The organism is Streptomyces sp. NPDC000151 (assembly GCF_040301705.1).
Classification (GTDB): Bacteria; Actinomycetota; Actinomycetes; order Streptomycetales; family Streptomycetaceae; genus Streptomyces.
Window position 1 is genome coordinate 1 of sequence record NZ_JBEPFC010000100.1, and the last position, 22,311, is coordinate 22,311.

Consider the following 22,311-nt stretch of genomic DNA (forward strand, 5'->3'; position numbering starts at 1 on the left):
CGGGCGCGGCAGCGCGGCGTACCCGTTCCGCGCCCGGTCGAACGCCGCCGCGGCCTCCTCGTAACGGTCCGGTCCGCACGCCACCACGCCCCGGCACACCGCCAGCGCGGCGGCGGCCAGCGGCGCGTCGATCCCGGCCGCTTCCGTGCCGAACTCCTCGGTCAGTGCCGCCGCTTCGCCGCCGCGTCCGCTCCGTACCAGGGCGATCACCGCCATCGGGACCAGGTCGCCGCCCCACGCCCAGATGCCTTTGCGGCGGACCCGGGCCACCGCCCGGTCCGCTTCAGCACAGGCCGTCGCGGTCTCCCCGCGCGCGAGGTGTACGCGGACCATCGCCCCCGAGGCGGCGGCCAGGATCGGCGCCGGGGCGTTGGCGGGGTCGTCCAGGGCCGCGGCGCCCAGCTCCGCCGCGGCCTCCTCCCACTCGCCGCGGGCGACGGCGAGCCAGCCCAGTACGAGATGCGCGTCGGCGGAGATGCCGGAGACGCCCTGCACCACGTCCAGCACCTGCCGCGCGCGCCCGTCCAGCCCGCGCCACCGGCCGCCGTGCCACTCCAGCCGCAGCGCGGTGCCGTCGATGATGCCCTGCAGGAACGGTGCGCCGCACTCCGCCGCGAGCCGCGTGCCGGTCCGGCGGAAGTGCTCGGCGCGGTCGTGGTGGCCGAGCCAGGCGGCCGCCTCCGCGATGTTGCCGCACAGCCGCGCCACCTGGAGCCGCTCGGCCGCCTTCCGGCCCGCGCGCACCATCTCCTCGACGTCCGCCCACACCCCCGGCTCGCCCTTACTGGCCCGCAGCGCGAGGTGGTTGCCGCGTACGGCCATCCGCAGCGCCGGGTCCTGCTGCCCGGCGACCAGCTCCTCGGCCCGCGTGATCCACTCCAGGTGTACGGCGTACGGATGCTCGCCCCAGCTGGGCATCGCCAGCGCGGCCATGCCCCGGGCCGCCAGCGCGGGCCGCTCGCGCAGCTCCGCCACCGCCGTTTCCGTGTCCGCCCGGCCCTGTTCGTAGTTCCCGGCCTGGTTGTGCTGCAGCAGCCCGAGGTTGAGCCGGATCTCCCCGCGTACGGCGTCGGGCAGGCCGCGGTCCCGCACGATGCGCTCCAGCAGCCGGGCTGCCCGGCGGAAGGACAGCCCGATGACGGCGACCCGGCTCAGCTCGGTGGCGAGCCGCCCGCGCGCGGCGGCCCCCACCCGCTGATCGGACAACAGCCCTTCCAGAATCTCCACGGCGACCGCGGTGTCCCCCAACTCCCGGGCCGCCTCGGCGGCTGCCTCGCCGTACCGCAACCAGGCAGCCAGCTCACCGGCCTGCCGCGCGTGGTACGCCAACTGCACGAGCGGAGGCGACTCGACCCGAGCGAGCGCGCCCACGGCCCTCCCGTGCAACCGCCGCCGATCCACCCCGGCCAGCCCGCCGTACACAGCCTGCTGAGCCAACGTGTGCCGAAACCCGTACTGGCCGCCACCACAGTCGTACAGCACACCGGCTTGCAGCGCTTCCCGGATGCCGTCGGCGGTGTGGTCGGGGGTGGGGCTTGTGGTCGTGTCACGGATGCCGTCGCTGGTCTGGTTGGGGGCGCGGTTCACGGTCGTGTTACGGGTGCCGTCGCTGGTCTCGCCGGGGGCGCGGCCGGCCGACGTCTCACGGATACTGGCCGCTCCCGTCTCGCCGGTCTCGCCGGGGGCGCGGCCCGCCGTTGGCTCCCGGATGCCGCTCCCCGTCTCGCCGGGGGTGCGGCCGGCCGACGTCTCACGGATACCGGCCGCTCCCGTCTCGCCGGGGGCGCGGCCCGCCGTCGCCGCGATCAGCTCCTCCCCGGCCGGAACGCGCAGGACCGCGGCCGCATGCACCACAGCCGTCGCGTGCGGGGACAGCCCGCTCATCCGCTCTGCCATGGCGTCCCGCAGCAGCGCCGGTACCTCCAGCGCGTCCAGCGTCTCGCGCGCTGTATCGCGCGCCGTATCGGGCGCTGCACCGGGCGCCGTATCGCGCTCCGGACGCCCGCCCCGCTCGTGCCCCGCCCCCGCCCCCGCCCGGCCTTCGTGACCGTCCAGCTGCCGCACGACCTCCTCCAGTACCAACGGAATACCGGCGGTACATTCATGCAGCTCGGCCGCGAACGCCGCCGACACCGCACCCCCCGGCCTGATCGCGGCGGCCAGACTCCGCACGCCCTCCACGTCCAGCGGCCGCAACGTCAGCTGCACGGCCGTCGTACCGGGCGGCTGCCGGTACGCCCGCCCCAACGGCAGCGCACCACCCGGCAGATCCTCCCGCCGACAACTGAGGACCGTGGTCATCCCGTCCGGCGGATCATCCACCAGAAACCGCACCAGATCCCGCGTCCCGTCATCGGCCCAGTGCAGGTCCTCCACCACCACGACCACCGGCCCGAGCGCCGCCAGCAACGCCCGCACGGCCCGGAACAGCCGATGCCGCGCAGCCCGGTGGTCCGGCAACGGCTCCGGCGCGGGCGGCAGATACCCCACCAACTCCGGCAGATACGGCCGCAACGCCCCACACACCGGACTCAGCCGCCCACCGCCCTGCCCAAGCTGACCGATCTTCCCGTCCAGCCGCCGCAACAGGTCAAAAACAGGCCCATAAGGAAACGGTTCACGCAACGGATGACAGGTCCCGAGCAGCACCCGCCGCCCCCGCACCGAGGGATCACTGAGCGCTTCCCGGATCAACCGGGTCTTCCCGATCCCCGCCTCGCCCTCCACAAGCACGACGGACGGCGGCCGCCCCATCGCCTCCACCAGGGCCCGCAGCTCACCCCTGCGCCCAACAAAAACCGGCGCCCCCGACCGGAGAAAGGCGGACCGTGCCATCAGCAACTCCGACCCGAACACGAGACCCAGACCCTGCGAAGACCTCCCGTTACCCCGGGTCACCGCAGTTGCTGGCGAAACTACTCACCCACCCCTCCGGTGACAAGAGATCGCCCCACTGCGCGTACCACGCACCCCAACCGCCACTCGAAGCAGAACACCCCTGGTTACGTACCTGGGCAAGCGGATACGCATGCCCCCATGCAGACATTCCTGCCCTACCCGGACTTCGCGGCCTCCGCCGCGGTCCTCGACGCCCGCCGGCTCGGCAAGCAGCGCGTGGAGACCCTCCAGATCCTGCGCGGCCTCACCGTCCCCGGCTACGGCTGGCGCCACCACCCGGCGGTCCGCATGTGGACCGGCTACGAGGAGGCCCTTGTCCGCTACGGCCTGGAAATCTGCCGCGTATGGACCGACTCCGGCCGCCAGGACACCTGCGCCCTCACCCTCACCCAGGACTTCGCCGCCGCCTTCCCGGACACCCCACCCCGCGACTACGCGGCCCTGGCCGCCGCCGACGACCTCCCCAACTGGCTCGGCGACCCCGCCTTCCACCTGAGCCACCGGTCATCCCTCCTCGCGAAGGACCCCGACCACTACCGCCGCCACTTCCCCAACGACCCCGCAGGCCTGCCATACGTATGGCCAACATCGGACCGCCTTCCTTCCCCCTCCACAAACACCTGACCCCGCCCAAGCCGGCTGCGCCCCGGCGATGTCTTCGCGAATACCGGGCCGAACATCGGCCACTACTCCGCGGATGAGGCTATGCAGCGCAATCGGCAGCCATCCCATTGCTCTATGCGAGGCGGTAAGCCTCCCTCTTCAGGCGACGAGAAGATGAGTCGCTTGCCAAGCGAGCCCGCAATGAAGAACAACGCAAGCGGACCACCCGCCGGCCCCCTTGGCGCCGTGTCTCGCTACCTGCCCCCATCCCGCCACTGCCAGCAGCGCTGCGAGGCTCCACAGAATCCAAGAAACCACCTGCCAAGCCGCGGACAGATTGGCGAGAATCCCGATCACAGGCACGGGGGAGGAGCGCGAGCAAGGGAACGACCCACGTCGCGTCGCTGGCTTCGTCAGTGGAATTACCGACCTTGTCCGTCATCAAGTAGCTCTCCAATTGGGCGGGGCGCGGGACGGCAGACTGCCGCCGCGCGCCGACGATCATCTGTGCAAGCGCGTATGGCTCAGTGGTTGAAGTGCCACCAGATGTCGTAGAGGGGCAGGCCGGGAGTTACCGACTTGATGAGGTACTTGACGTACCAGGGACGACTGTCGACCCACTTCTTGAAGTCGTTTTACTTGCCTCCGACAGCCTTGGAGAAGCCACCGATCTTCTTCAAGGCCCCCAGGTCTTGCCCCAGTTGGGACCTTCAGAGCCTTCAGAGCCTTGGGGCTGTGGGCGGCGCCGTCGTGGCTGTCGGCGACCTTCTGCATCTCCGCGAGCTCTTCAGGCGTGAAGACGGACAGGAATGCCCGTACCTCGGGTTCGTCGCTCTCAAGGAAGACCTTGAATGAGCTCGGCAACTGAGCTTCCTGTGCAGCCACAGGCCGCACCTGCGGCGAAGTGGCAGCTGTGGCCGCCCAACGCTCACCAAGTGCGGGCCAGGCGGAGCCCTTCGAGCCTCGACCGCCGTCGTGTCCCAGCTGCTGACTCGGCCAACGAAAATGGCCGCGTCGGCGAGTCAGTAGCCGAGGTTGCCCGGCGGGTCGGTAATTCCCCCGAGGTGATCCATCGTGTCTACGAGGAGCGCATCTGTGGTGCCAGTCCGTCGGCAGCGTCTTCGCGGCTCACGCCACAGCCGGTGAAGAGCAGGCCGGCCGTGGCGCGAGTGTCCGATGGGGGTTGGCATTCTGGTGCAGGTCTATAGCAGCCCGCACCTAGCAATGACGAAGGGCCGGACCCAGTGAGACTGGGTCCGGCCCTTCGTTTGTGGCACTTGGGCTGGTCAGCGGGTTGGTCACGCTGGTCCAGGCGAAGTGCCCCCGGCAGGATTCGAACCTGCGCACACGGCTCCGGAGGCCGTTGCTCTATCCCCTGAGCTACGGGGGCGTGTCGGGCGCTGTGCGCTTGCGACGGGTAGAACACTACCAGCTCGGAGGGGGTGGTCATGAACGGGTTTCGGGAAGAGGCGGGAAGAGGTGGGGAGGGTGTGGTGGGGGGCTCGTAGCGCATTGGGGCGGGGTGGCCCGGGTGATCGGCGAAAGGTCCCTCGCACGGGGCGGAAGTGGGGAAAACCCGGACGCAGCAGGTGGCACGCGCTTAGTCTCAATATGTGCCTGGCTTGTCCGGCCGGGTCCTTGTTGTCGACGACAACAAGGTCATCCGGCAGTTGATCAGGGTCAATCTCGAGCTGGAGGGCTTCGAGGTCGTGACCGCGGCTGATGGTGCCGAGTGCCTCGACATCGTGCACGAGGTGTGCCCCGACGTCGTGACGCTGGACGTCATGATGCCGCGGCTCAATGGACTGCATACGGCCGAGAGGCTGCGTGCTGATCCGCGGACCAGGGAGCTCCCCATCGCCATCATCAGCGCGTGTACGCCGCTGGAGGTGGACAACGGGGAAGCGGTCGGGGTGGACGCGTTCCTCGCCAAGCCGTTCGAGCCGGTCGAGCTCATACGGACCGTGCGCCAGTTGTTGGGCGGGATCCGCGGCTCCGGGCCCGGAGGCGGACCGGCGGACGGGGCGGCCGATGCCGATCCGGATTCCGAGCCCGCCGTCCGGCCTACGGGGTGACACGGCCGGTACGGCGGGCAGTGCGAGTGGATGAGACGCGCGTGTGAGGCGTGGGCAAGGGGTGGGTGAGGGCGGGAGTCAGTACGGGGAGTGTCCGAGGTGCGAAACCCGTTCGCATACCCACCCCGGTTCTCCCATACGCTTGTCCTGTGACTCCCGCTGAGCTCTCCCGCACCGTCCTGCGCTCCGTGCGCGGGGCTGTCGAGGCGCGGGAGCTTCCGCTGGGCGAGTCCGACGTGCCGGTGACGGTCGACGTACGGGTGCCGCCGCGGCCGGGCTGCGGGGATTACGCCACGAATGTCGCGCTGCGGCTGGCCGGTGCCGCAGGGCTGCCGGCGCGTGAGGTGGCCGGGGTCGTACGGAAGCGGCTGGCTGCCGCGCCGGGTATCGCCGGGGTCGAGATCGCCGGGCCTGGATTTTTGAACATCACGTTGGGGGGCGGGGCGCCGGCCGCGGTTGTACGGGAAGTGTTGGAGGCCGGGGCCGCGTACGGACGCACCAGCGGACGCACCCCCCGACGCACAGCCGGATGCACCGCCGGACGCACAGCCGGTCCCGGGAATGTGCGTGGGAGCGGACGCACCGCTGATCTCGGGAGCAACCCTGCGGACGGACGCACCGCTGGCCCTGCGGACGGCCCCGCGGACGGACCTGGGGGCGGACCCACCGTCGGCCCCGCGGACGGGCCTGGGGGCGGACCCACCGTCGCCCCCGCGGACGGCCCCGCGGCGGACCCCCGTACCCCCATCGACCCCCGTACCCCCATCGACCTCCGCCCCGCCCCCGGCCCCCGTGCCGTCGTGGTCGCCGAGGCGTTGCGGGCGATCATGGAGGCGGTGGGGGAGGGGACCGCGCCCGAGGGGGAGGACGTGCGGCCCGTTCCCGTGAAGGACGCGGGGGGCCGGTATGCGACCGAGGAGGAGCTGGTCGCGCGGCTCGGGGTGGATGAGATGCGGTGGGTGTTGTTGTACCCCGCCGCGCACGATCATGTGCGGGTGCCGGAGCGGCCGGTGCAGCGGGAGGACAATCCGCGGTTCCTGGTGCAGTACGCGTACGCTCGTACGTGCGCAGTGTCGCGCAACGCCCGTGACCTGGGGGTCGACGGCCCGGCGGAGCTCGTCCGCGACGACCCGTCCCGTACAAGTCGGCCCCAAGACGTCCCCCACACCCCCCTCCACGCCGCACTTGCCGCCTACCCCGCGGTGCTCGAAGCCGCAGCTCGGTTGCGGGCGCCGGATCGGCTGGCGCGGCATTTGGAAGTGACCGCCGAGGCGTTCCTGCGTTTCCTTGCCATCTGTCCGCCGCTGCCCGCCGGAGAGCAGAAACCCATGGCCGTTCACCGCGCCCGGCTGGCCGTCGCCCAGGCCGCCGGTACGGTGCTCGCGAACGGCCTGACCCTGCTGGGCATCTCCGCACCTGAACATCTGTGAACTTCCGAGGGGATCTCCCACCGCCATGAGCCGTTCCGCGCACCCCGCAGGGCCCCGTCACGCCGACGTACTGCCCGAAGGCCACTACTCCGCACCGCCCGCCGACCTGAACGGCCTCGACCCCCGGGTCTGGTCCCGGACCGTGCGCCGGAACGCCGACGGTGTGGTCACCGTCGGCGGCATCTCCGTCGCCGAGCTCAAGGAAGAGTTCGGCACTCCTGCCTACTTCCTCGACGAGGACGACTTCCGGGCGCGGTGCCGGGCGTGGAAGGACGCCTTCGGGGAGGAGGCCGATGTCTTCTACGCCGGCAAGGCGTTCCTGTCGCGGGCGATCGTGCGGTGGCTGCATGAAGAGGGGCTGAACCTCGATGTCTGCTCCGGGGGAGAGCTGGCCACCGCGCTGGCGGCCGGGATGCCGGCCGAGCGGATCGCGCTGCATGGGAACAACAAGAGTGATCAGGAGATCCGGCGGGCCGTGGAGGCCGGGGTCGGGCGGATTGTGCTTGATTCCTTTCAGGAGATCGCTCGGGTTGCTCATATCGCTGACCAGCTCGGCAAGCGGCAGCCGGTGCAGATTCGGGTGACGGTGGGCGTGGAAGCCCATACGCACGAGTTCATCGCCACCGCGCACGAGGACCAGAAGTTCGGGATCGCGCTGGCCGACGGGCAGGCCGCCGAGGCGGTGCGCCGGGCGCTGAAGCTCGACGGGCTGGAGCTCATCGGCATCCACTCGCACATCGGGTCGCAGATCTTCGACATGGCCGGGTTCGAGGTGTCCGCGCGGCGCGTGGTGCAGCTGCTGGCCGACGTGCGCGAGGAGCACGGTGTCGAGCTGCCGGAGATCGACCTGGGGGGCGGGCTCGGCATCGCGTACACCCCGGACGACGACCCCCGTGAGCCGCACGAGATCGCCAAGGCGCTGGGGGAGATCGTGCGGCACGAGTGCCAGGCCGCCGGGCTCGCCGTACCGCGGCTGTCCGTCGAGCCGGGCCGCGCCATCGTGGGCCCGACCGCGTTCACGCTGTACGAGGTCGGCACGGTCAAGGAGCTGGAGGGCCTGCGGACCTACGTGAGCGTCGACGGCGGGATGTCGGACAATATCCGTACGGCGCTGTACGACGCGGAGTACAGCGTGGCGCTGGTCTCGCGGACTTCGGACGCCGCGCCGATGCTCTCGCGGGTGGTCGGCAAGCACTGCGAGAGCGGCGACATCGTCGTGCGGGACGCGTTCCTGCCGTCGGACGTCGCGCCGGGTGACCTGCTGGCGGTGCCCGCGACCGGTGCGTACTGCCGGTCGATGGCCAGCAACTACAACCACGCGCTGCGGCCGCCGGTCGTGGCGGTGCGCCAGGGCGAGGCCCGGGTGATCGTCCGGCGCGAGACGGAGGAAGATCTCCTGCGGCTCGATGTCGGATAAGTGAAATAGATGTCTCGGCATCTGGACGAGGGATAGGAATTCCCGTCCGGTGCATGAGACTGGTCCATTGCGAACACGGAAATGGCCGACGTGGCCATATCGAGGAAGAGCAGAGGTCGAATGATGCGTACGCGTCCGCTGAAGGTGGCGCTCCTGGGCTGTGGTGTGGTCGGCTCAGAGGTGACGCGCATCATGACGACGCACGCGGACGACCTCGCCGCGCGCATCGGCGCGCCCGTGGAGCTCGCGGGCATCGCGGTGCGCCGTCCCGACCGGGTGCGCGAGGGCGTGCCGGCCGAGCTGATCACCACCGACGCGACCGCGCTGGTCAAGCGCGGCGACATTGATGTCGTCATCGAGGTCATCGGTGGGATCGAGCCCGCGCGGAAGCTGATCACGACCGCGTTCGAGCAGGGCGCGAGCGTCGTCTCCGCGAACAAGGCGCTGGTCGCCGCCGATGGTGCCGCGCTGCACGCCGCCGCCGAGGCGCACGGCGCCGACCTGTACTACGAGGCCGCGGTGGCGGGCGCGATCCCGCTGGTCAGGCCGCTCCGCGAGTCGATGGCCGGGGACAAGGTCAACCGGGTGCTCGGCATCGTGAACGGGACGACCAACTTCATCCTCGACAAGATGGACACCAGCGGGGCGGGCTACAGCGAGGCGCTGGACGAGGCCACCGCGCTCGGGTACGCCGAGGCCGACCCGACCGCCGACGTCGAGGGCTTCGACGCCGCGGCCAAGGCCGCGATCCTGGCGGGCATCGCCTTCCACACCCGGGTGACCATCGACGATGTGCACCGGGAGGGGATCACCGAGGTCACCGCCGCGGACATCGCCTCCGCCAAGCGCATGGGCTGCACGGTCAAGCTGCTCGCGATCTGCGAGCGCGCCGCGGACGGCGAGTCGGTCACCGCGCGGGTCCACCCGGCGATGATTCCGCTGACCCACCCGCTGGCCTCCGTCCGCGAGGCGTACAACGCCGTCTTCGTGGAGTCGGACGCGGCCGGGCAGCTGATGTTCTACGGTCCGGGCGCGGGCGGCTCGCCGACCGCCTCGGCCGTACTGGGCGACCTGGTCGCCGTGTGCCGCAACAAGCTCAGCGAGGCCACCGGGCCCGGCGAGTCCGCGTACACGCAGCTGCCGGTCAGCCCCATGGGCGAGGTCGTCACCCGCTACCACATCAGCCTCGACGTGGCCGACAAACCCGGCGTCCTGGCCCAGGTCGCCATGGTCTTCGCCGAGCACGGCGTATCGATCGATACGGTCCGTCAACAGGGCAAGGACGGCGAGGCGTCCCTCGTCGTCGTCACCCACCGCGCGGCCGACGCCGCGCTGTCCTCGACTGTCGAGGCGCTGCGCAAGCTGGACACCGTCCGGGGCGTCGCCAGCATCATGCGGGTCGAAGGGGAGTAAAGGAACCCATGTCTGCCAATACGAGCGCCGGTACCACTCATCAGTGGCGCGGCATCATCGAGGAGTACCGCGACCGCCTGCCGGTCAAGGACACGACCGAGGTCGTCACCCTGCGCGAGGGCGGTACGCCTCTCGTGCCGGCGCAGGTGCTCTCCGAGCGCACCGGCTGCGAGGTGCACCTCAAGGTCGAGGGTGCCAACCCCACCGGTTCGTTCAAGGACCGCGGCATGACGATGGCCATCACCCGGGCCAAGGAGGAGGGTGCCAAGGCCGTCATCTGCGCGTCGACGGGCAACACTTCGGCCTCCGCCGCGGCTTATGCCGTGCGTGCCCAGATGGTCTCCGCCGTCCTGGTTCCGCAGGGCAAGATCGCGCTGGGCAAGATGGGCCAGGCCCTGGTGCACGGGGCGAAGATTCTCCAGGTCGACGGGAATTTCGACGACTGTCTGACGCTCGCGCGCAGCCTTTCGGAGAAGTACCCGGTCGCACTTGTGAACTCCGTGAACCCGGTGCGCATCGAGGGTCAGAAGACCGCGGCGTTCGAGATCGTGGACATGCTGGGCGACGCGCCCGACATCCACGTGCTGCCGGTCGGCAACGCGGGCAACATCACCGCGTACTGGAAGGGCTACAAGGAGTACGCGGCGGACAGCATCGCCTCGCGCACCCCGCGCATGTGGGGCTTCCAGGCGTCCGGCAGCGCGCCGATCGTGCGCGGCGAGGTGGTCAAGGACCCGAGCACGATCGCCACCGCGATCCGGATCGGCAACCCGGCCTCCTGGTCCTTCGCGGAGGCCGCGCGGGACGAGTCGGGCGGCGCCATCGACGAGGTGACCGACCGTCAGATCCTGGCCGCCTACCGGCTGCTGGCCTCGCAGGAGGGCGTCTTCGTGGAGCCGGCCTCGGCCGCTTCGGTGGCCGGTCTGCTCAAGGCCGCCGAAGAGGGCAAGGTCGACCCGGGTCAGAAGATCGTCTGCACGGTGACCGGCAACGGCCTGAAGGACCCGGACTGGGCGGTGGCCGGCGCGCCGCAGCCGGTGACGGTCCCGGTCGATGCGGACGCCGCAGCCGAGCGTCTCGGCCTGGCGTAGGCCGGGCGTCCGGGCCCGCCGGGTCCAGGACAAAAATTCGGCCGGAAAGAACCGGTCGGAACGGGTCTCGCGGGACCGGCGCGGCTGTCGCACCGGTCCCGTTCCGCCCCACAGGGCAAACCCTGCAAAGGCTGCAAAGTGAGTGATGTGGCATGAGAGGGCGCGCGACACGCATCGTGCGCCTCCCGTGCGCCCTATGTCGCCACTGAACCTTCCTTCGATAGGCTGGCAGCCAACTCCCCTCCCCGCGGCATAGTGCAGTGGTGTGCAGGGCAGGTCAGAACGGACCCCATGAGCCGATCAGGTGCCTCGGTACCGCGGCACTCAGGGGCAGTACCGCAGTTTCACATCAAGGAGAGTCATCGAGCGATGGCCGGTCCAGCGTTCCGCGCCGCCGCCGTCCGGGTGCGCACCCCCGCCACCAGCGCCAATCTCGGTCCCGGCTTCGACGCCCTCGGCCTGTCCCTGGGTCTGTACGACGACGTCGTAGTACGCGTCGCCGACTCCGGACTGCACATCGACATCGCGGGTGAGGGTGCCGAGACCCTGCCGCGCGACGAGAGCCACCTGCTCGTACGGTCCCTGCGTACCGCGTTCGACCTGCTGGGCGGGCAGCCGCGCGGTCTCGAGGTCGTGTGCGCCAACCGCATCCCGCACGGCCGGGGCCTGGGCTCCTCCTCCGCGGCCATCTGCGCCGGCATCGTCGCCGCCCGGGCGGTGACCATAGGCGGCGAGCAGAAGCTCGACGACGCCGCGCTGCTGGAACTGGCCACCGAGATCGAGGGCCACCCCGACAATGTCGCCGCCTGTCTGCTGGGCGGATTCACGCTGTCCTGGATGGACGCCGGTGCGGCGCGTGCCATCAGGATGGAGCCCGCCCGTTCCGTCGTTCCGGTGGTTTTCGTGCCCGGCAAGCCGGTGCTCACCGAGACCGCGCGCGGCCTGCTGCCGCGCACCGTGCCGCACGGGGACGCGGCGGCGAACGCCGGTCGCGCAGCGCTGCTCGTCGAGGCCCTGACCAGGCGCCCCGAGCTGCTGCTGGCGGCGACCGAGGACCGACTTCACCAGGAGTACCGCGCGCCGGCCATGCCGGAGAGCATCGCCCTGGTGAACCGACTGCGCGCGGACGGTGTCCCCGCGGTTGTCTCCGGCGCGGGCCCGACGGTGCTCGCGCTGGTCGAGGAGGGAGCGGCCGACAAGGTCGCGCGCCTGGCGGGCGAGGGATGGGCGGCCAACCGGCTGTCCCTCGACGCGGCGGGGACGAGCGTCCTGCCGCTCGCGGGGTGACCGACGGATTGCCGGTCTGAGAGAGGGGGAATGTTTGTTGGATCCGGTAGTGTTAACCTCAAGTGAGTACCCGACGCCGCAATGGCGTGGTGCTTCGTGTCCCCAGTCGGGACCACTTTTCTTCCGGGAGCCTCCCAATCTGCTTGGAGTAAAGACCTAAAGCAGCAGCGAGCACGCTCCGGAAAATCGGCGTGATGTGCATGAAGCGTGACCTGCATGAATGCGCAGCATCTTTCGCGTCGGAATCATGAACTGATCTCTCCGCCGAATTCGGCGGGACCACCGCCCCGGCCCGGTCCGTGAACGTCGAGGGACCGCGGTCGGACAGCACAACCGGTCGCCGAGCCAGACAGGCCGACGCCCGCTCCAGGGAAGGACCCTTCGTGAGCGACACCACCGATCTGATGGGCGTACGCACCGATGGCAGTGCCGCAGCGCCCGCCACGGACGCTCCCGCCGCGCCTGCCACCGGGGCCGCCACTGGTGCCTCGCGGCGACGCCGTTCCGGCACCGGCCTCGAGGGCATGGTCCTGGCCGAGCTGCAGCAGGTAGCCTCCGGCCTCGGCATCAAGGGCACTGCGCGGATGCGCAAGAGCCAGCTCATCGAGGTCATCAAGGAGAAGCAGGGCGCCGGCGGTGCCGGTGCGGCCAAGGCCGCCGAGGCGCCTGCGGACGCGCCCGCAGAGGCGAAGCCCAAGCGCCGAGCCACCTCCAAGGCCCGTACCGGCGACGCGGCGGCCGAGAAGACCGCCGAGAAGCCCGCCAAGGCCGAGAAGGCGGAGAAGGCCGCGGACACCGCCGGCCAGCAGCAGATCGAGATCCCCGGCCAGGGCGCCGGCGACGAGCAGCCGGCCGGCGAGCGCCGCCGGCGCCGCGCCACCGCCGCGGCGGGGAGCCCCGAGTCCGCCGCAGGCGAGGCCAAGGCCGAGCAGAAGACCGAGGTCAAGGACGGCCAGAAGGCCGACTCCGGCCAGGACGGCGAGGGCCGCAAGGACCGCGGGGACCGTCAGGACCGCGGCGACCGCCAGGAGCGCGGTGACCGCCAGGACCGTGGTGACCGCCAGGACCGCGGCGACCGTCAGGACCGCGGCCAGAAGGGCGACCGCCGCGGCGGCCGCGACCGCCGCAAGAACGACGGCAACGACGCCGGCGGCCAGCAGGGCGGCGGTCAGCAGGGCGGTGGCCAGCAGGGTGGCGGAAACCGCCAGCAGGGCGGCCGTCAGGACGAGTTCGACGACGAGAGCGGCGGCCGTCGCGGGCGCCGGGGCCGTTACCGGGACCGCCGTGGCCGCCGTGGCCGCGACGACTTCGGTGCCGAGCCGCAGGTCGCCGAGGACGACGTCCTGATCCCCGTCGCGGGCATCCTGGACATCCTCGACAACTACGCCTTCATCCGGACCTCCGGCTACCTGCCCGGTCCGAACGATGTGTACGTCTCCCTCGCCCAGGTCCGCAAGAACGGCCTGCGCAAGGGCGACCACGTCACCGGCGCGGTCCGCCAGCCCCGCGAGGGCGAGCGCCGCGAGAAGTTCAACGCGCTGGTGCGTCTGGACTCGGTCAACTCCGTCGCCCCCGAACAGGGCCGCGGCCGCCCGGAGTTCGGCAAGCTGACGCCGCTGTACCCGCAGGACCGGCTCCGCCTGGAGGGCGAGGCCGGCCAGCTGACCACGCGGATCATCGACCTCGTGTCGCCGATCGGCAAGGGCCAGCGCGGTCTGATCGTGGCCCCGCCGAAGACCGGTAAGACCATGATCATGCAGGCGGTCGCCAACGCGATCACCCGCAACAACCCCGAGTGCCACCTGATGGTCGTCCTGGTCGACGAGCGTCCGGAAGAGGTCACCGACATGCAGCGGTCGGTCAAGGGCGAGGTCATCTCCTCGACCTTCGACCGCCCGGCCGAGGACCACACCACCGTCGCCGAGCTCGCCATCGAGCGCGCCAAGCGGCTGGTGGAGCTGGGCCACGACGTCGTCGTCCTGCTGGACTCCATCACCCGCCTGGGCCGCGCGTACAACCTCGCGGCGCCCGCCTCCGGCCGCATCCTGTCCGGTGGTGTCGACTCGACCGCGCTGTACCCGCCGAAGCGCTTCTTCGGTGCCGCGCGCAACATCGAGGACGGCGGCTCGCTGACCATCCTGGCCACCGCGCTGGTCGAGACCGGCTCGCGGATGGACGAGGTGATCTTCGAGGAGTTCAAGGGCACCGGCAACATGGAGCTCAAGCTCGACCGGAAGCTCGCGGACAAGCGCATCTTCCCCGCGGTGGACGTGGACGCGTCCGGTACGCGTAAGGAAGAGATCCTCATGTCCAGCGACGAGCTGGCGGTCGTGTGGAAGCTGCGCCGGGTGCTGCACGCCCTGGACCAGCAGCAGGCCATCGAGCTGCTGCTGGACAAGATGAAGCAGACGAAGTCCAACGCGGAGTTCCTGCTGCAGATCCAGAAGACGACGCCGACCCCGGGCAACGGCAACGACTGACGCCGCCCGGCGGCCGCGCGCCGTCAGCGAGAGCCCTCCCCGTCACTCCGGTGACGGGGAGGGCTTCGTCGTACCGCGGGTTCGTCGTGCCGCGGCTGCGTCGTACCACGACCGGGCGGCCGCGCCGTGAAAATGGTGTGACGCATTCCGCGCTCCGAAGGCCCCCTCTTGAGACCTTCCGCACAGACCTAAAGTCCGGTTACGTCCCGTTGCGCGACCGCCGCGCCGGGCGAAAGCCCTGGTGAGCGAGGTGCGAACGGCCGTACGGCGGGTCCGGCACGCCCGGCCGGCGCAGCCCGGCCCGCCCCGCCGTCTGTGCAACCCTTCCCGGATGCCTCCCGTCTGAAGGGGTGCGAGACCACCACCGGTGAGAGGACGTGACAGCCGGGGACGGCGAGGCCGGCCGAGCAAGAGGACTGAGGAGCAGATGGCGGACAGCAGCAGGGCCGGGCGGACGGCCGCGAGCCGTTCCGGCGGCATACGCGCCACCGGCCGCCGGCGCAAGGGACCCACGAGGCGCCGCAGGGCGCTGACGATCACACTGTGCGCACTGGTGAGCTGTGTGCTGCTGGGCGGCGCGGGGCTCGGATTCGTCTACTACCAGCTCAACGGCAACCTCAAGGGCGTCGACATCGACGCGGCGCTGGGTGCGGACCGCCCGGACAACGTCGACAACGGCTCGATGGACATCCTGGTGCTCGGCTCGGACTCCCGGGCCGGGGACAACGCCAAGTACGGCTCGGACGGCGGCGGCGCCCGCTCCGACACCGCGATGGTCGTGCACGTCTACAAGGGCCACAAGAAGGCCAGCGTGGTGAGCATCCCGCGGGACACCCTGATCTCGCGGCCCTCGTGCACCAAGGACGGGCAGCAGACCCCGGCGGCGCAGCACGTCATGTTCAACACCGCGTACGAGGTCGGCGGCCCGGCCTGTGCCGTCAAGACGGTGGAGTCCATGAGCGGCATCCGTATGGACCATTTCGTCGAGGTCGACTTCAGCGGCTTCAAGAAGCTGATCACCGCCCTCGGCGGCGTCGACATCACCACGACGAAGCCCATCCACGACCCGGACAGCCACCTCGACCTGGACCCCGGTACGCACAAGCTGGACGGCGAGCAGGCCCTCGGTCTGGTCCGCACCCGGCACGGCGTGCCCGGCGGCGACGGCAGTGACCTGGGCCGCATCCAGCTGCAGCAGACCTTCATCAAGGCGCTGATGGACCAGTTCAAGCAGCTCGGCGTGCTGTCCAACCCGGCCAAGCTCTACGACATCGGGGACACCGCCACCAAGGCGATCACCACCGACACCCGGCTGAACTCGGTGAACTCGCTGGTCGGCCTGGCCAAGAGCGTCGGCGGCATCGGCTCGGACCACATCAACATGGCCACGCTGCCGGTGACCTACGACCCGCAGAACCCGAACCGGGTGCTGCCGCTGGAGGCCGCGAACAAGCAGGTCTGGAAGGCGCTGCGGGCGGACAAGGCCATCCCGAAGTCGGCACTGAAGGACTCGGCCGGCGACAAGGGCGGCACGAGCAACTACGTACGGTGAACGAGGCGGCCCCGTTGCCCGGCCCGCACACGGGCCGGGAATAACGGGAGGCGCCCCCCGGTTTGGGGAGATGCGGCCAGTACTGGCAAACTGGACCGTCGGCCCCGGTTCACGTGACGCAACCCGCGAGCACGACCCGGTGCCCTCCCGAAACACTAGGAGAATCCCTTGAAGCGCGACATCCACCCGGAGTACGTCGAGACCCAGGTCAGCTGCACCTGTGGCGCCTCGTTCACCACCCGTAGCACCGTTGCAGGCGGCGCCATCCGCGCCGACGTCTGCTCCGAGTGCCACCCGTTCTACACGGGCAAGCAGAAGATCCTCGACACCGGTGGCCGCGTGGCCCGCTTCGAGGCCCGCTTCGGCAAGGCTGCTGGGTCCGCCAAGAAGTAGCGACCCACAAGGCGCCGGTTCTCGGTCGCCCCGCGCAGGGGCGACCGGACCGGCGTTTTGCCGTCCTTGGCCCGCCGGCCCGCCGGCCGCGGGCACCCCCGGTAAATCCCAGCCAGCAGAGGAACACCACGATGTTCGAGGCGGTCGAGGAACTGATCGGCGAACACGCCGACCTCGAGAAGCGGCTCGCCGACCCCGCGGTCCACGCCGACCAGCGCGAGGCGATGCGGCTCAACAAGCGTTACGCCGAACTGACCCCGATCATCGCCACGTACCGCGCCTGGAAGCAGACCGGCGAGGACATCGAGACGGCCCGGGAACTGGTCGCCGACGACCCCGATTTCGCCGACGAGGTGAAGGAGGGCGAGGTCCGCCGCGAGCAGCTCACGGACAAGCTCCGGCTGCTGCTCGTACCGCGTGACCCCAGCGACGACAAGGACGTCATCCTCGAGGTCAAGGCCGGCGAGGGCGGCGAGGAGTCCGCGCTGTTCGCCGGCGACCTGCTGCGGATGTACCTGCGCTACGCCGAGCGGGTCGGCTGGAAGACCGAGATCCTGGAGGCCAACGAGTCCGACCTCGGCGGCTACAAGGACGTCCAGGTCGCCGTGAAGGTCAAGGGCCGCACCGAGCCCGGCCAGGGCGTGTGGGCCCGCATGAAGTACGAGGGCGGCGTGCACCGCGTGCAGCGCGTGCCCGCGACCGAGTCGCAGGGCCGCATCCACACCTCCGCCGCCGGCGTGCTCGTCACGCCCGAGGCCGAGGAGGTCGAGGTCGAGATCGGCCCGAACGACCTGCGGATCGACGTCTACCGCTCCTCGGGCCCCGGCGGCCAGTCGGTCAACACCACCGACTCCGCCGTGCGCATCACCCACCTGCCCACCGGCATCGTCGTCTCCTGCCAGAACGAGAAGAGCCAGCTCCAGAACAAGGAGCAGGCCATGCGCATCCTGCGGTCCCGGCTGCTGGCCGCCGCCCAGGAGGAGGCCGAGCGCGAGGCGTCGGACGCCCGGCGCAGCCAGGTCCGTACGGTCGACCGCTCCGAGCGGATCCGGACGTACAACTTTCCGGAAAACCGGATCTCCGACCACCGGGTGGGCTTCAAGGCGTACAACTTGGACCAGGTGCTCGACGGCGAGCTCGACCCGGTCATCCAGGCGTGCGTGGACGCCGACTCGGCGGCCAAGCTCGCCGCTGCCCAGTAAGCCCCGCGGCGGGCCCACGCCCGCTCCGACACACCGCACGACCGAAGTACGTACCGGCTGGAGGACCAGTGCAGCAGTCTCCCGGGGGACACGGCACCCCTCAGCGGCCCGGCCGCGGGCCGAACGCCCGGTCCGTGCTGCTCGCCGAGGTGGCCCAGGCGACCCAGCGGCTGGCCGACGCGGGCGTGCCCTCGCCGCGCTTCGACGCCGAGGAGCTCGCGGCCCACGTGCACGGCGTGAAGCGGTCCCAGCTGCATACGGTGGGTGACGCGGACTTCGACGCCCGGTACTGGGAGGCGATCGCCCGCCGCGAGGCCCGCGAGCCGCTCCAGCACATCACCGGACGCGCGTTCTTCCGGTACCTCGAACTGCACGTCGGCCCCGGGGTGTTCGTGCCCCGCCCGGAGACCGAGTCCGTGGTGGGCTGGGCGATAGACGCGGTGCGCGCGATGGACGTCGTCGAGCCGCTCATCGTCGACCTGTGCACGGGTTCCGGCGCCATCGCGCTCGCGCTCGCGCAGGAGGTGCCCCGGTCCCGGGTGCACGCCGTGGAGCTGTCCGAGGACGCCCTGGTGTGGACACGCAAGAACGTCGAGGGGTCCCGCGTCGTTCTTCACCAGGGAGACGCGCTGACCGCGCTGCCCGAGCTGGACGGCCAGGTCGACCTGGTCGTCTCGAACCCGCCGTACATCCCGCTGACCGAGTGGGAGCACGTCGCACCGGAGGCCCGCGACCACGACCCCGAGCTCGCGCTCTTCTCCGGCGAGGACGGCCTGGACACGATCCGGGGCATCGAACGCACGGCACACCGCCTGCTGCGGCCCGGCGGTGTCGTCGTGATCGAGCACGCCGACACCCAGGGCGGCCAGGTGCCGTGGATCTTCACGGAGGAGCGGGGCTGGGCGGACGCGGCCGACCACCCCGACCTGAACAACCGGCCGCGCTTCGCGACCGCCCGCAGGGCGACGCCGTGACCGGACCCGCAGTTCCCGACCGGGCACCGGCCGCCGCCGGGCGCCGCCGCTCCACCCCTACCACCGTTCCGCACCAGGAGGCCCGCTAATGGCACGGCGATACGACTGCAGCGACGCGACCGACCGCGCGACCGGCCTGCGCGAGGCCGCCTCGGCGGTCCGGCGCGGGGAGCTGGTCGTGCTGCCGACCGACACCGTCTACGGGATCGGCGCCGACGCCTTCAACTCGGAGGCCGTCGGCGACCTGCTGGAGGCCAAGGGCCGCGGCCGCAACATGCCCTCGCCGGTCCTGGTCGGCTCGCCGAACACCCTGCACGGCCTGGTCACGGACTTCTCCGAGCAGGCGTGGGAGCTGGTGGACGCCTTCTGGCCGGGCGCGCTGACCCTGGTCGCGCGGCACCAGCCCTCGCTCACCTGGGACCTCGGCGAGACCCGCGGCACGGTGGCCGTGCGGATGCCGCTGCACCCCGTGGCCATCGAGCTGCTGACCGAGTTCGGCCCGATGGCCGTCTCCAGCGCCAACCTCACCGGACACCCCTCGCCGCAGGACTGCGACGCGGCCCAGGACATGCTGGGCGACTCCGTCTCGGTGTACCTCGACGGCGGGCCCACCCCCGCCGCCGTGCCGTCCTCCATCGTCGACGTCACGGGCAAGGTCCCGCGGCTGCTGCGGGCCGGCGCCCTCGACGCCGACGAGCTCCGCAAGGTCGTACCCGAGCTCGAGGTGGCCAATTGATGGCCCCGCAGGGGCGTGGCATAGCGGGAACGCAGGACGACTACACCTTCCGCATCCTCCACGTCAGCACCGGCAACGTCTGCCGCTCGCCGATCACCGAGCGGCTGCACCGCCATGGCCTGCAACGCAGACTCGGTACCGAGCTGACCAGCGGGATCGTGGTGGAGAGCGCCGGCACCTGGGGCCACGAGGGCGCCCCGATGGAGACCCACGCCGCCACCGTCCTGGCCGACTACGGCGCCGACGCGGCCGGCTTCCTCGGCCGCGAGCTGCTGGACGAGCACGTGATCCGCGCCGACCTGGTCCTGACCGCCACCCGCGACCACCGCGCCCAGGTCATCTCCATGGGCCACTCCGCGGGCCTGCGCACCTTCACCCTCAAGGAGTTCAACCGGCTGGTGAAGGCCATAGACCCGGCCACCCTGCCCGGGCCGGATCCGGCGCTGCCGGACGGCGGCCTGGTGACCCGTGCCCGCGCCCTGGTCGGCGCGGCCGCCGCGCTGCGCGGCTGGCTGCTCGCGCCGAACGCCGAGGCCGACGAGGTGCACGACCCCTACGGCGCGCCCATCACGTTCTTCCGCTCCATCGGCGACGAGATCAACCAGGCCCTCGATCCGGTCGTCACGGCCCTCACCGGGGTCCCCGCCCGCGCCTGAGCCGCCTCACGGCCCGTGTGGCCGCCCCGTGGCCGTAAGAGGCCCCCGACACCCGCCCGGCCGCTCCGTCCCGCCGTACACCGCGCCCGGACGCCGTTCCGCGCCTACATTGGACGTACGTCCCCCGTACGAGGCCCGGAGCGAGCGATGCCAGCGACTCCCGCGTCCACCCGCAGCGCCACCCCGCACTCCCGTCCGGCCCGGCAGCAGAGCGACGGGCCGCCGTCCGCGAGCTCGCCGGGCTCCTGGAGCGGACCCGGCTTCGAGCAGCTGCGCGCCCAGGACCCGCAGATCGCCGACGCGCTGCTCGGCGAGAGCGCCCGGCAGGCGGCGGGCCTCCAGCTGATCGCGGCGGAGAACTTCACGTCCCCGGCCGTCCTGGCGGCGCTCGGCTCCCCGCTCGCCAACAAGTACGCCGAGGGGTATCCCGGCGCCCGCCACCACGGCGGCTGCGAGATGGTGGACTTCGCCGAGCGGACGGCCATCGAGCGCGCCAAGGCCCTCTTCGGCGCCGAACACGCCAATGTCCAGTCCCACAGCGGCTCTTCGGCCGTACTGGCCGCCTACGCGGCCCTGCTGCGCCCCGGGGACAGCGTGCTGGCCATGTCGCTGCCGCACGGCGGTCACCTCACGCACGGCTCGTCGGCGAACTTCTCCGGGCGGTGGTTCGACTTCGCCGGGTACGGCGTGGACCCGGACACCGGCCTGCTGGACTACGACCGCATCCGGGAGCTGGCGATCCGGCGCCGCCCCAAGGCCATCGTCTGCGGCTCGATCTCGTATCCGCGCCACATCGACTACGCGGCCTTCCGGGAGATCGCCGACGAGGTGGGCGCGTACCTCATCGCGGACGCCGCGCACCCGATCGGGCTGGTGGCCGGGGGAGCGGCGCCGAACCCGGTCCCGTACGCGGACGTGGTGTGCGCGACCACCCACAAGGTCCTGCGCGGCCCGCGCGGCGGCATGATCCTGTGCGGCGCCGACCTGGCCGAGCGGATCGACCGTGCGGTGTTCCCGTTCACCCAGGGCGGCGCGCAGATGCACACGGTGGCGGCGAAGGCGGTGGCGTTCGGGGAGGCCGCGACGCCCGCGTTCACGGCGTACGCGCACCGGGTCACGGCCAATGCCAGGGCGCTCGCCGAGGCGCTGGAGGGCGAGGGCCTGACGGTCACGACCGGGGGCACCGACACCCACCTGATCACCGCCGACACCACGCCGGTGGGCCTGGACGCGCGGACGGCGCGCGGCCGGCTGGCCGCGGCCGGGATCGTCCTGGACACCTGTGCGCTGCCCTGCCCGGCGGACGCCTCGGTACGCAGGACCGGCATCCGGCTGGGCACCGCGGCCGTTTCCACGCAGGGAATGGGGGAAGCCGAGATGGCACGTGTCGGGGCGCTGATCGGAGCGGCCCTGCGGGAGGACGGCGCGGTCCGTGCGGCGACCACGGAACTGGTCCGGAACTTCCCGCCATATCCCCCGCACGCCTGAATGCGGGAACCACTTCCGCGCGAGGAACGTCCTTACCTACATTCACGGCTGGGGGTCGGACACGCATATGGTGTGTGGCTGTGATGGCCAGCGATACCAATGGGGCAGCCCGTGCGTGAATACCTGCTGACGCTGTGCGTCACGGCCGCGGTCACTTACCTGCTGACCGGGCCGGTACGGAAATTCGCGATCGCGGCCGGCGCGATGCCGGAGATCCGCGCCCGCGACGTGCACCGCGAACCGACGCCGCGGCTCGGCGGCATCGCGATGTTCGGGGGCCTGTGCGCGGGTCTGCTGGTCGCGGCCCACCTGACGAACATCAAGAGCGTCTTCGAGTTCTCCAACGAGCCGCGCGCGCTGCTCTCCGGCGCCGCGCTGATCTGGATCCTCGGCGTCCTGGACGACAAGTGGGGCGTGGACGCGCTCATCAAGCTCGGCGGCCAGATGATCGCCGCGGGCGTGATGGTCCTGCAGGGCCTGACGATTCTGTGGATCCCGGTGCCCGGCATCGGCACGGTCTTGCTGACCCCCATGCAGGGCACGCTGCTCACCGTGGCGCTGGTCGTCATCACCATCAACGCGGTGAACTTCGTCGACGGCCTGGACGGGCTCGCCT

Annotated in this window: 17 protein-coding genes and 1 tRNA gene; 16 read left to right on the forward strand and 2 right to left on the reverse strand. The window is 71.2% G+C overall.

All coding sequences use genetic code 11. The features are described from left to right. The coding region (locus ABT381_RS24410) for an ATP-binding protein (protein WP_351598199.1) at positions 1-2,835 on the reverse strand (2,835 nt) is incomplete at its 3' end. 201 nt (positions 2,836-3,036) lie between these two features. Between ABT381_RS24410 and ABT381_RS24415 the strand changes: the two genes are divergently transcribed. Further along, complete coding sequence (locus tag ABT381_RS24415) at positions 3,037-3,522, forward strand: MSMEG_6728 family protein (RefSeq protein ID WP_351598201.1); 486 nt, start codon at positions 3,037-3,039, stop codon at positions 3,520-3,522. A 1,297-nt stretch (positions 3,523-4,819) separates the two neighbouring features. Here ABT381_RS24415 and ABT381_RS24420 read toward each other — a convergent pair. After that, positions 4,820-4,891 (reverse strand) — tRNA-Arg (locus tag ABT381_RS24420). A 223-nt stretch (positions 4,892-5,114) separates the two neighbouring features. On the opposite strand from ABT381_RS24420, the gene ABT381_RS24425 reads away from it, so the two are divergent. From ABT381_RS24425 to ABT381_RS24495, 15 genes are all read left to right on the forward strand, one after another. Further along, positions 5,115-5,576, forward strand: a complete 462-nt coding sequence (locus tag ABT381_RS24425) for a response regulator (RefSeq protein ID WP_351598203.1) — start codon at positions 5,115-5,117, stop codon at positions 5,574-5,576. A gap of 236 nt (positions 5,577-5,812) precedes the next feature. Beyond that, the gene (gene nrtL, locus ABT381_RS24430; protein WP_351598249.1) at positions 5,813-7,006 is read left to right on the forward strand and encodes an ArgS-related anticodon-binding protein NrtL; all 1,194 of its coding nucleotides are present in this window, start codon (positions 5,813-5,815) and stop codon (positions 7,004-7,006) included. A gap of 25 nt (positions 7,007-7,031) precedes the next feature. After that, a complete protein-coding gene (gene lysA / locus ABT381_RS24435) occupies positions 7,032-8,423 on the forward strand; it encodes a diaminopimelate decarboxylase (RefSeq protein ID WP_351598206.1) in 1,392 nt (463 codons plus the stop codon). A 120-nt stretch (positions 8,424-8,543) separates the two neighbouring features. Continuing rightward, the gene (locus ABT381_RS24440; RefSeq protein WP_351598209.1) at positions 8,544-9,836 is read left to right on the forward strand and encodes a homoserine dehydrogenase; all 1,293 of its coding nucleotides are present in this window, start codon (positions 8,544-8,546) and stop codon (positions 9,834-9,836) included. 8 nt (positions 9,837-9,844) lie between these two features. Beyond that, positions 9,845-10,927: a threonine synthase gene (thrC, locus tag ABT381_RS24445; protein WP_351598212.1), complete on the forward strand. Its 1,083-nt coding sequence runs from the start codon at positions 9,845-9,847 to the stop codon at positions 10,925-10,927. Positions 10,928-11,296: 369 nt separating this feature from the next. Beyond that, the gene (gene thrB / locus ABT381_RS24450) at positions 11,297-12,214 is read left to right on the forward strand and encodes a homoserine kinase (protein ID WP_031051838.1); all 918 of its coding nucleotides are present in this window, start codon (positions 11,297-11,299) and stop codon (positions 12,212-12,214) included. 383 nt (positions 12,215-12,597) lie between these two features. Then, a complete protein-coding gene (gene rho / locus ABT381_RS24455; protein WP_351598215.1) occupies positions 12,598-14,694 on the forward strand; it encodes a transcription termination factor Rho in 2,097 nt (698 codons plus the stop codon). A gap of 427 nt (positions 14,695-15,121) precedes the next feature. Further along, positions 15,122-16,246, forward strand: coding sequence for an LCP family protein (locus ABT381_RS24460; protein WP_351598218.1), 1,125 nt, complete (start codon positions 15,122-15,124; stop codon positions 16,244-16,246). Positions 16,247-16,414: 168 nt separating this feature from the next. Further along, positions 16,415-16,639, forward strand: coding sequence for a 50S ribosomal protein L31 (gene rpmE / locus ABT381_RS24465; RefSeq protein WP_030258568.1), 225 nt, complete (start codon positions 16,415-16,417; stop codon positions 16,637-16,639). A gap of 131 nt (positions 16,640-16,770) precedes the next feature. After that, positions 16,771-17,841 carry a peptide chain release factor 1 gene (gene prfA / locus ABT381_RS24470; protein ID WP_351598221.1) on the forward strand — a complete coding sequence of 357 codons (1,071 nt, stop codon included), beginning with the start codon at positions 16,771-16,773 and terminating at the stop codon, positions 17,839-17,841. A gap of 134 nt (positions 17,842-17,975) precedes the next feature. Next, a complete protein-coding gene (gene prmC, locus ABT381_RS24475; RefSeq protein WP_351598252.1) occupies positions 17,976-18,815 on the forward strand; it encodes a peptide chain release factor N(5)-glutamine methyltransferase in 840 nt (279 codons plus the stop codon). A gap of 88 nt (positions 18,816-18,903) precedes the next feature. After that, a complete protein-coding gene (locus ABT381_RS24480) occupies positions 18,904-19,551 on the forward strand; it encodes an L-threonylcarbamoyladenylate synthase (RefSeq protein WP_351598224.1) in 648 nt (215 codons plus the stop codon). After that, complete coding sequence (locus ABT381_RS24485) at positions 19,548-20,207, forward strand: arsenate reductase/protein-tyrosine-phosphatase family protein (protein WP_351598227.1); 660 nt, start codon at positions 19,548-19,550, stop codon at positions 20,205-20,207. The genes ABT381_RS24480 and ABT381_RS24485 overlap by 4 nt, the downstream gene beginning before the upstream one ends. Positions 20,208-20,354: 147 nt before the next feature. Beyond that, positions 20,355-21,695, forward strand: a complete 1,341-nt coding sequence (gene glyA, locus ABT381_RS24490) for a serine hydroxymethyltransferase (RefSeq protein WP_351598230.1) — start codon at positions 20,355-20,357, stop codon at positions 21,693-21,695. A 111-nt stretch (positions 21,696-21,806) separates the two neighbouring features. After that, positions 21,807-22,311: glycosyltransferase family 4 protein (locus ABT381_RS24495; RefSeq protein ID WP_351598233.1), on the forward strand; the 505-nt coding region annotated here is incomplete at its 3' end.

Bases quoted from the DNA above. Each gene is read 5' to 3' on its own strand.
- ABT381_RS24415 (WP_351598201.1), top strand. From the start codon at position 3,037: ATGCAGACATTCCTGCCCTACCCGGACTTCGCGGCCTCCGCCGCGGTC.
- lysA (WP_351598206.1), top strand. From the start codon at position 7,032: ATGAGCCGTTCCGCGCACCCCGCAGGGCCCCGTCACGCCGACGTACTG.
- ABT381_RS24440 (WP_351598209.1), top strand. From the start codon at position 8,544: ATGATGCGTACGCGTCCGCTGAAGGTGGCGCTCCTGGGCTGTGGTGTG.
- thrC (WP_351598212.1), top strand. From the start codon at position 9,845: ATGTCTGCCAATACGAGCGCCGGTACCACTCATCAGTGGCGCGGCATC.
- thrB (WP_031051838.1), top strand. From the start codon at position 11,297: ATGGCCGGTCCAGCGTTCCGCGCCGCCGCCGTCCGGGTGCGCACCCCC.
- ABT381_RS24460 (WP_351598218.1), top strand. From the start codon at position 15,122: ATGGCGGACAGCAGCAGGGCCGGGCGGACGGCCGCGAGCCGTTCCGGC.
- prfA (WP_351598221.1), top strand. From the start codon at position 16,771: ATGTTCGAGGCGGTCGAGGAACTGATCGGCGAACACGCCGACCTCGAG.
- ABT381_RS24480 (WP_351598224.1), top strand. From the start codon at position 18,904: ATGGCACGGCGATACGACTGCAGCGACGCGACCGACCGCGCGACCGGC.
- glyA (WP_351598230.1), top strand. From the start codon at position 20,355: ATGCCAGCGACTCCCGCGTCCACCCGCAGCGCCACCCCGCACTCCCGT.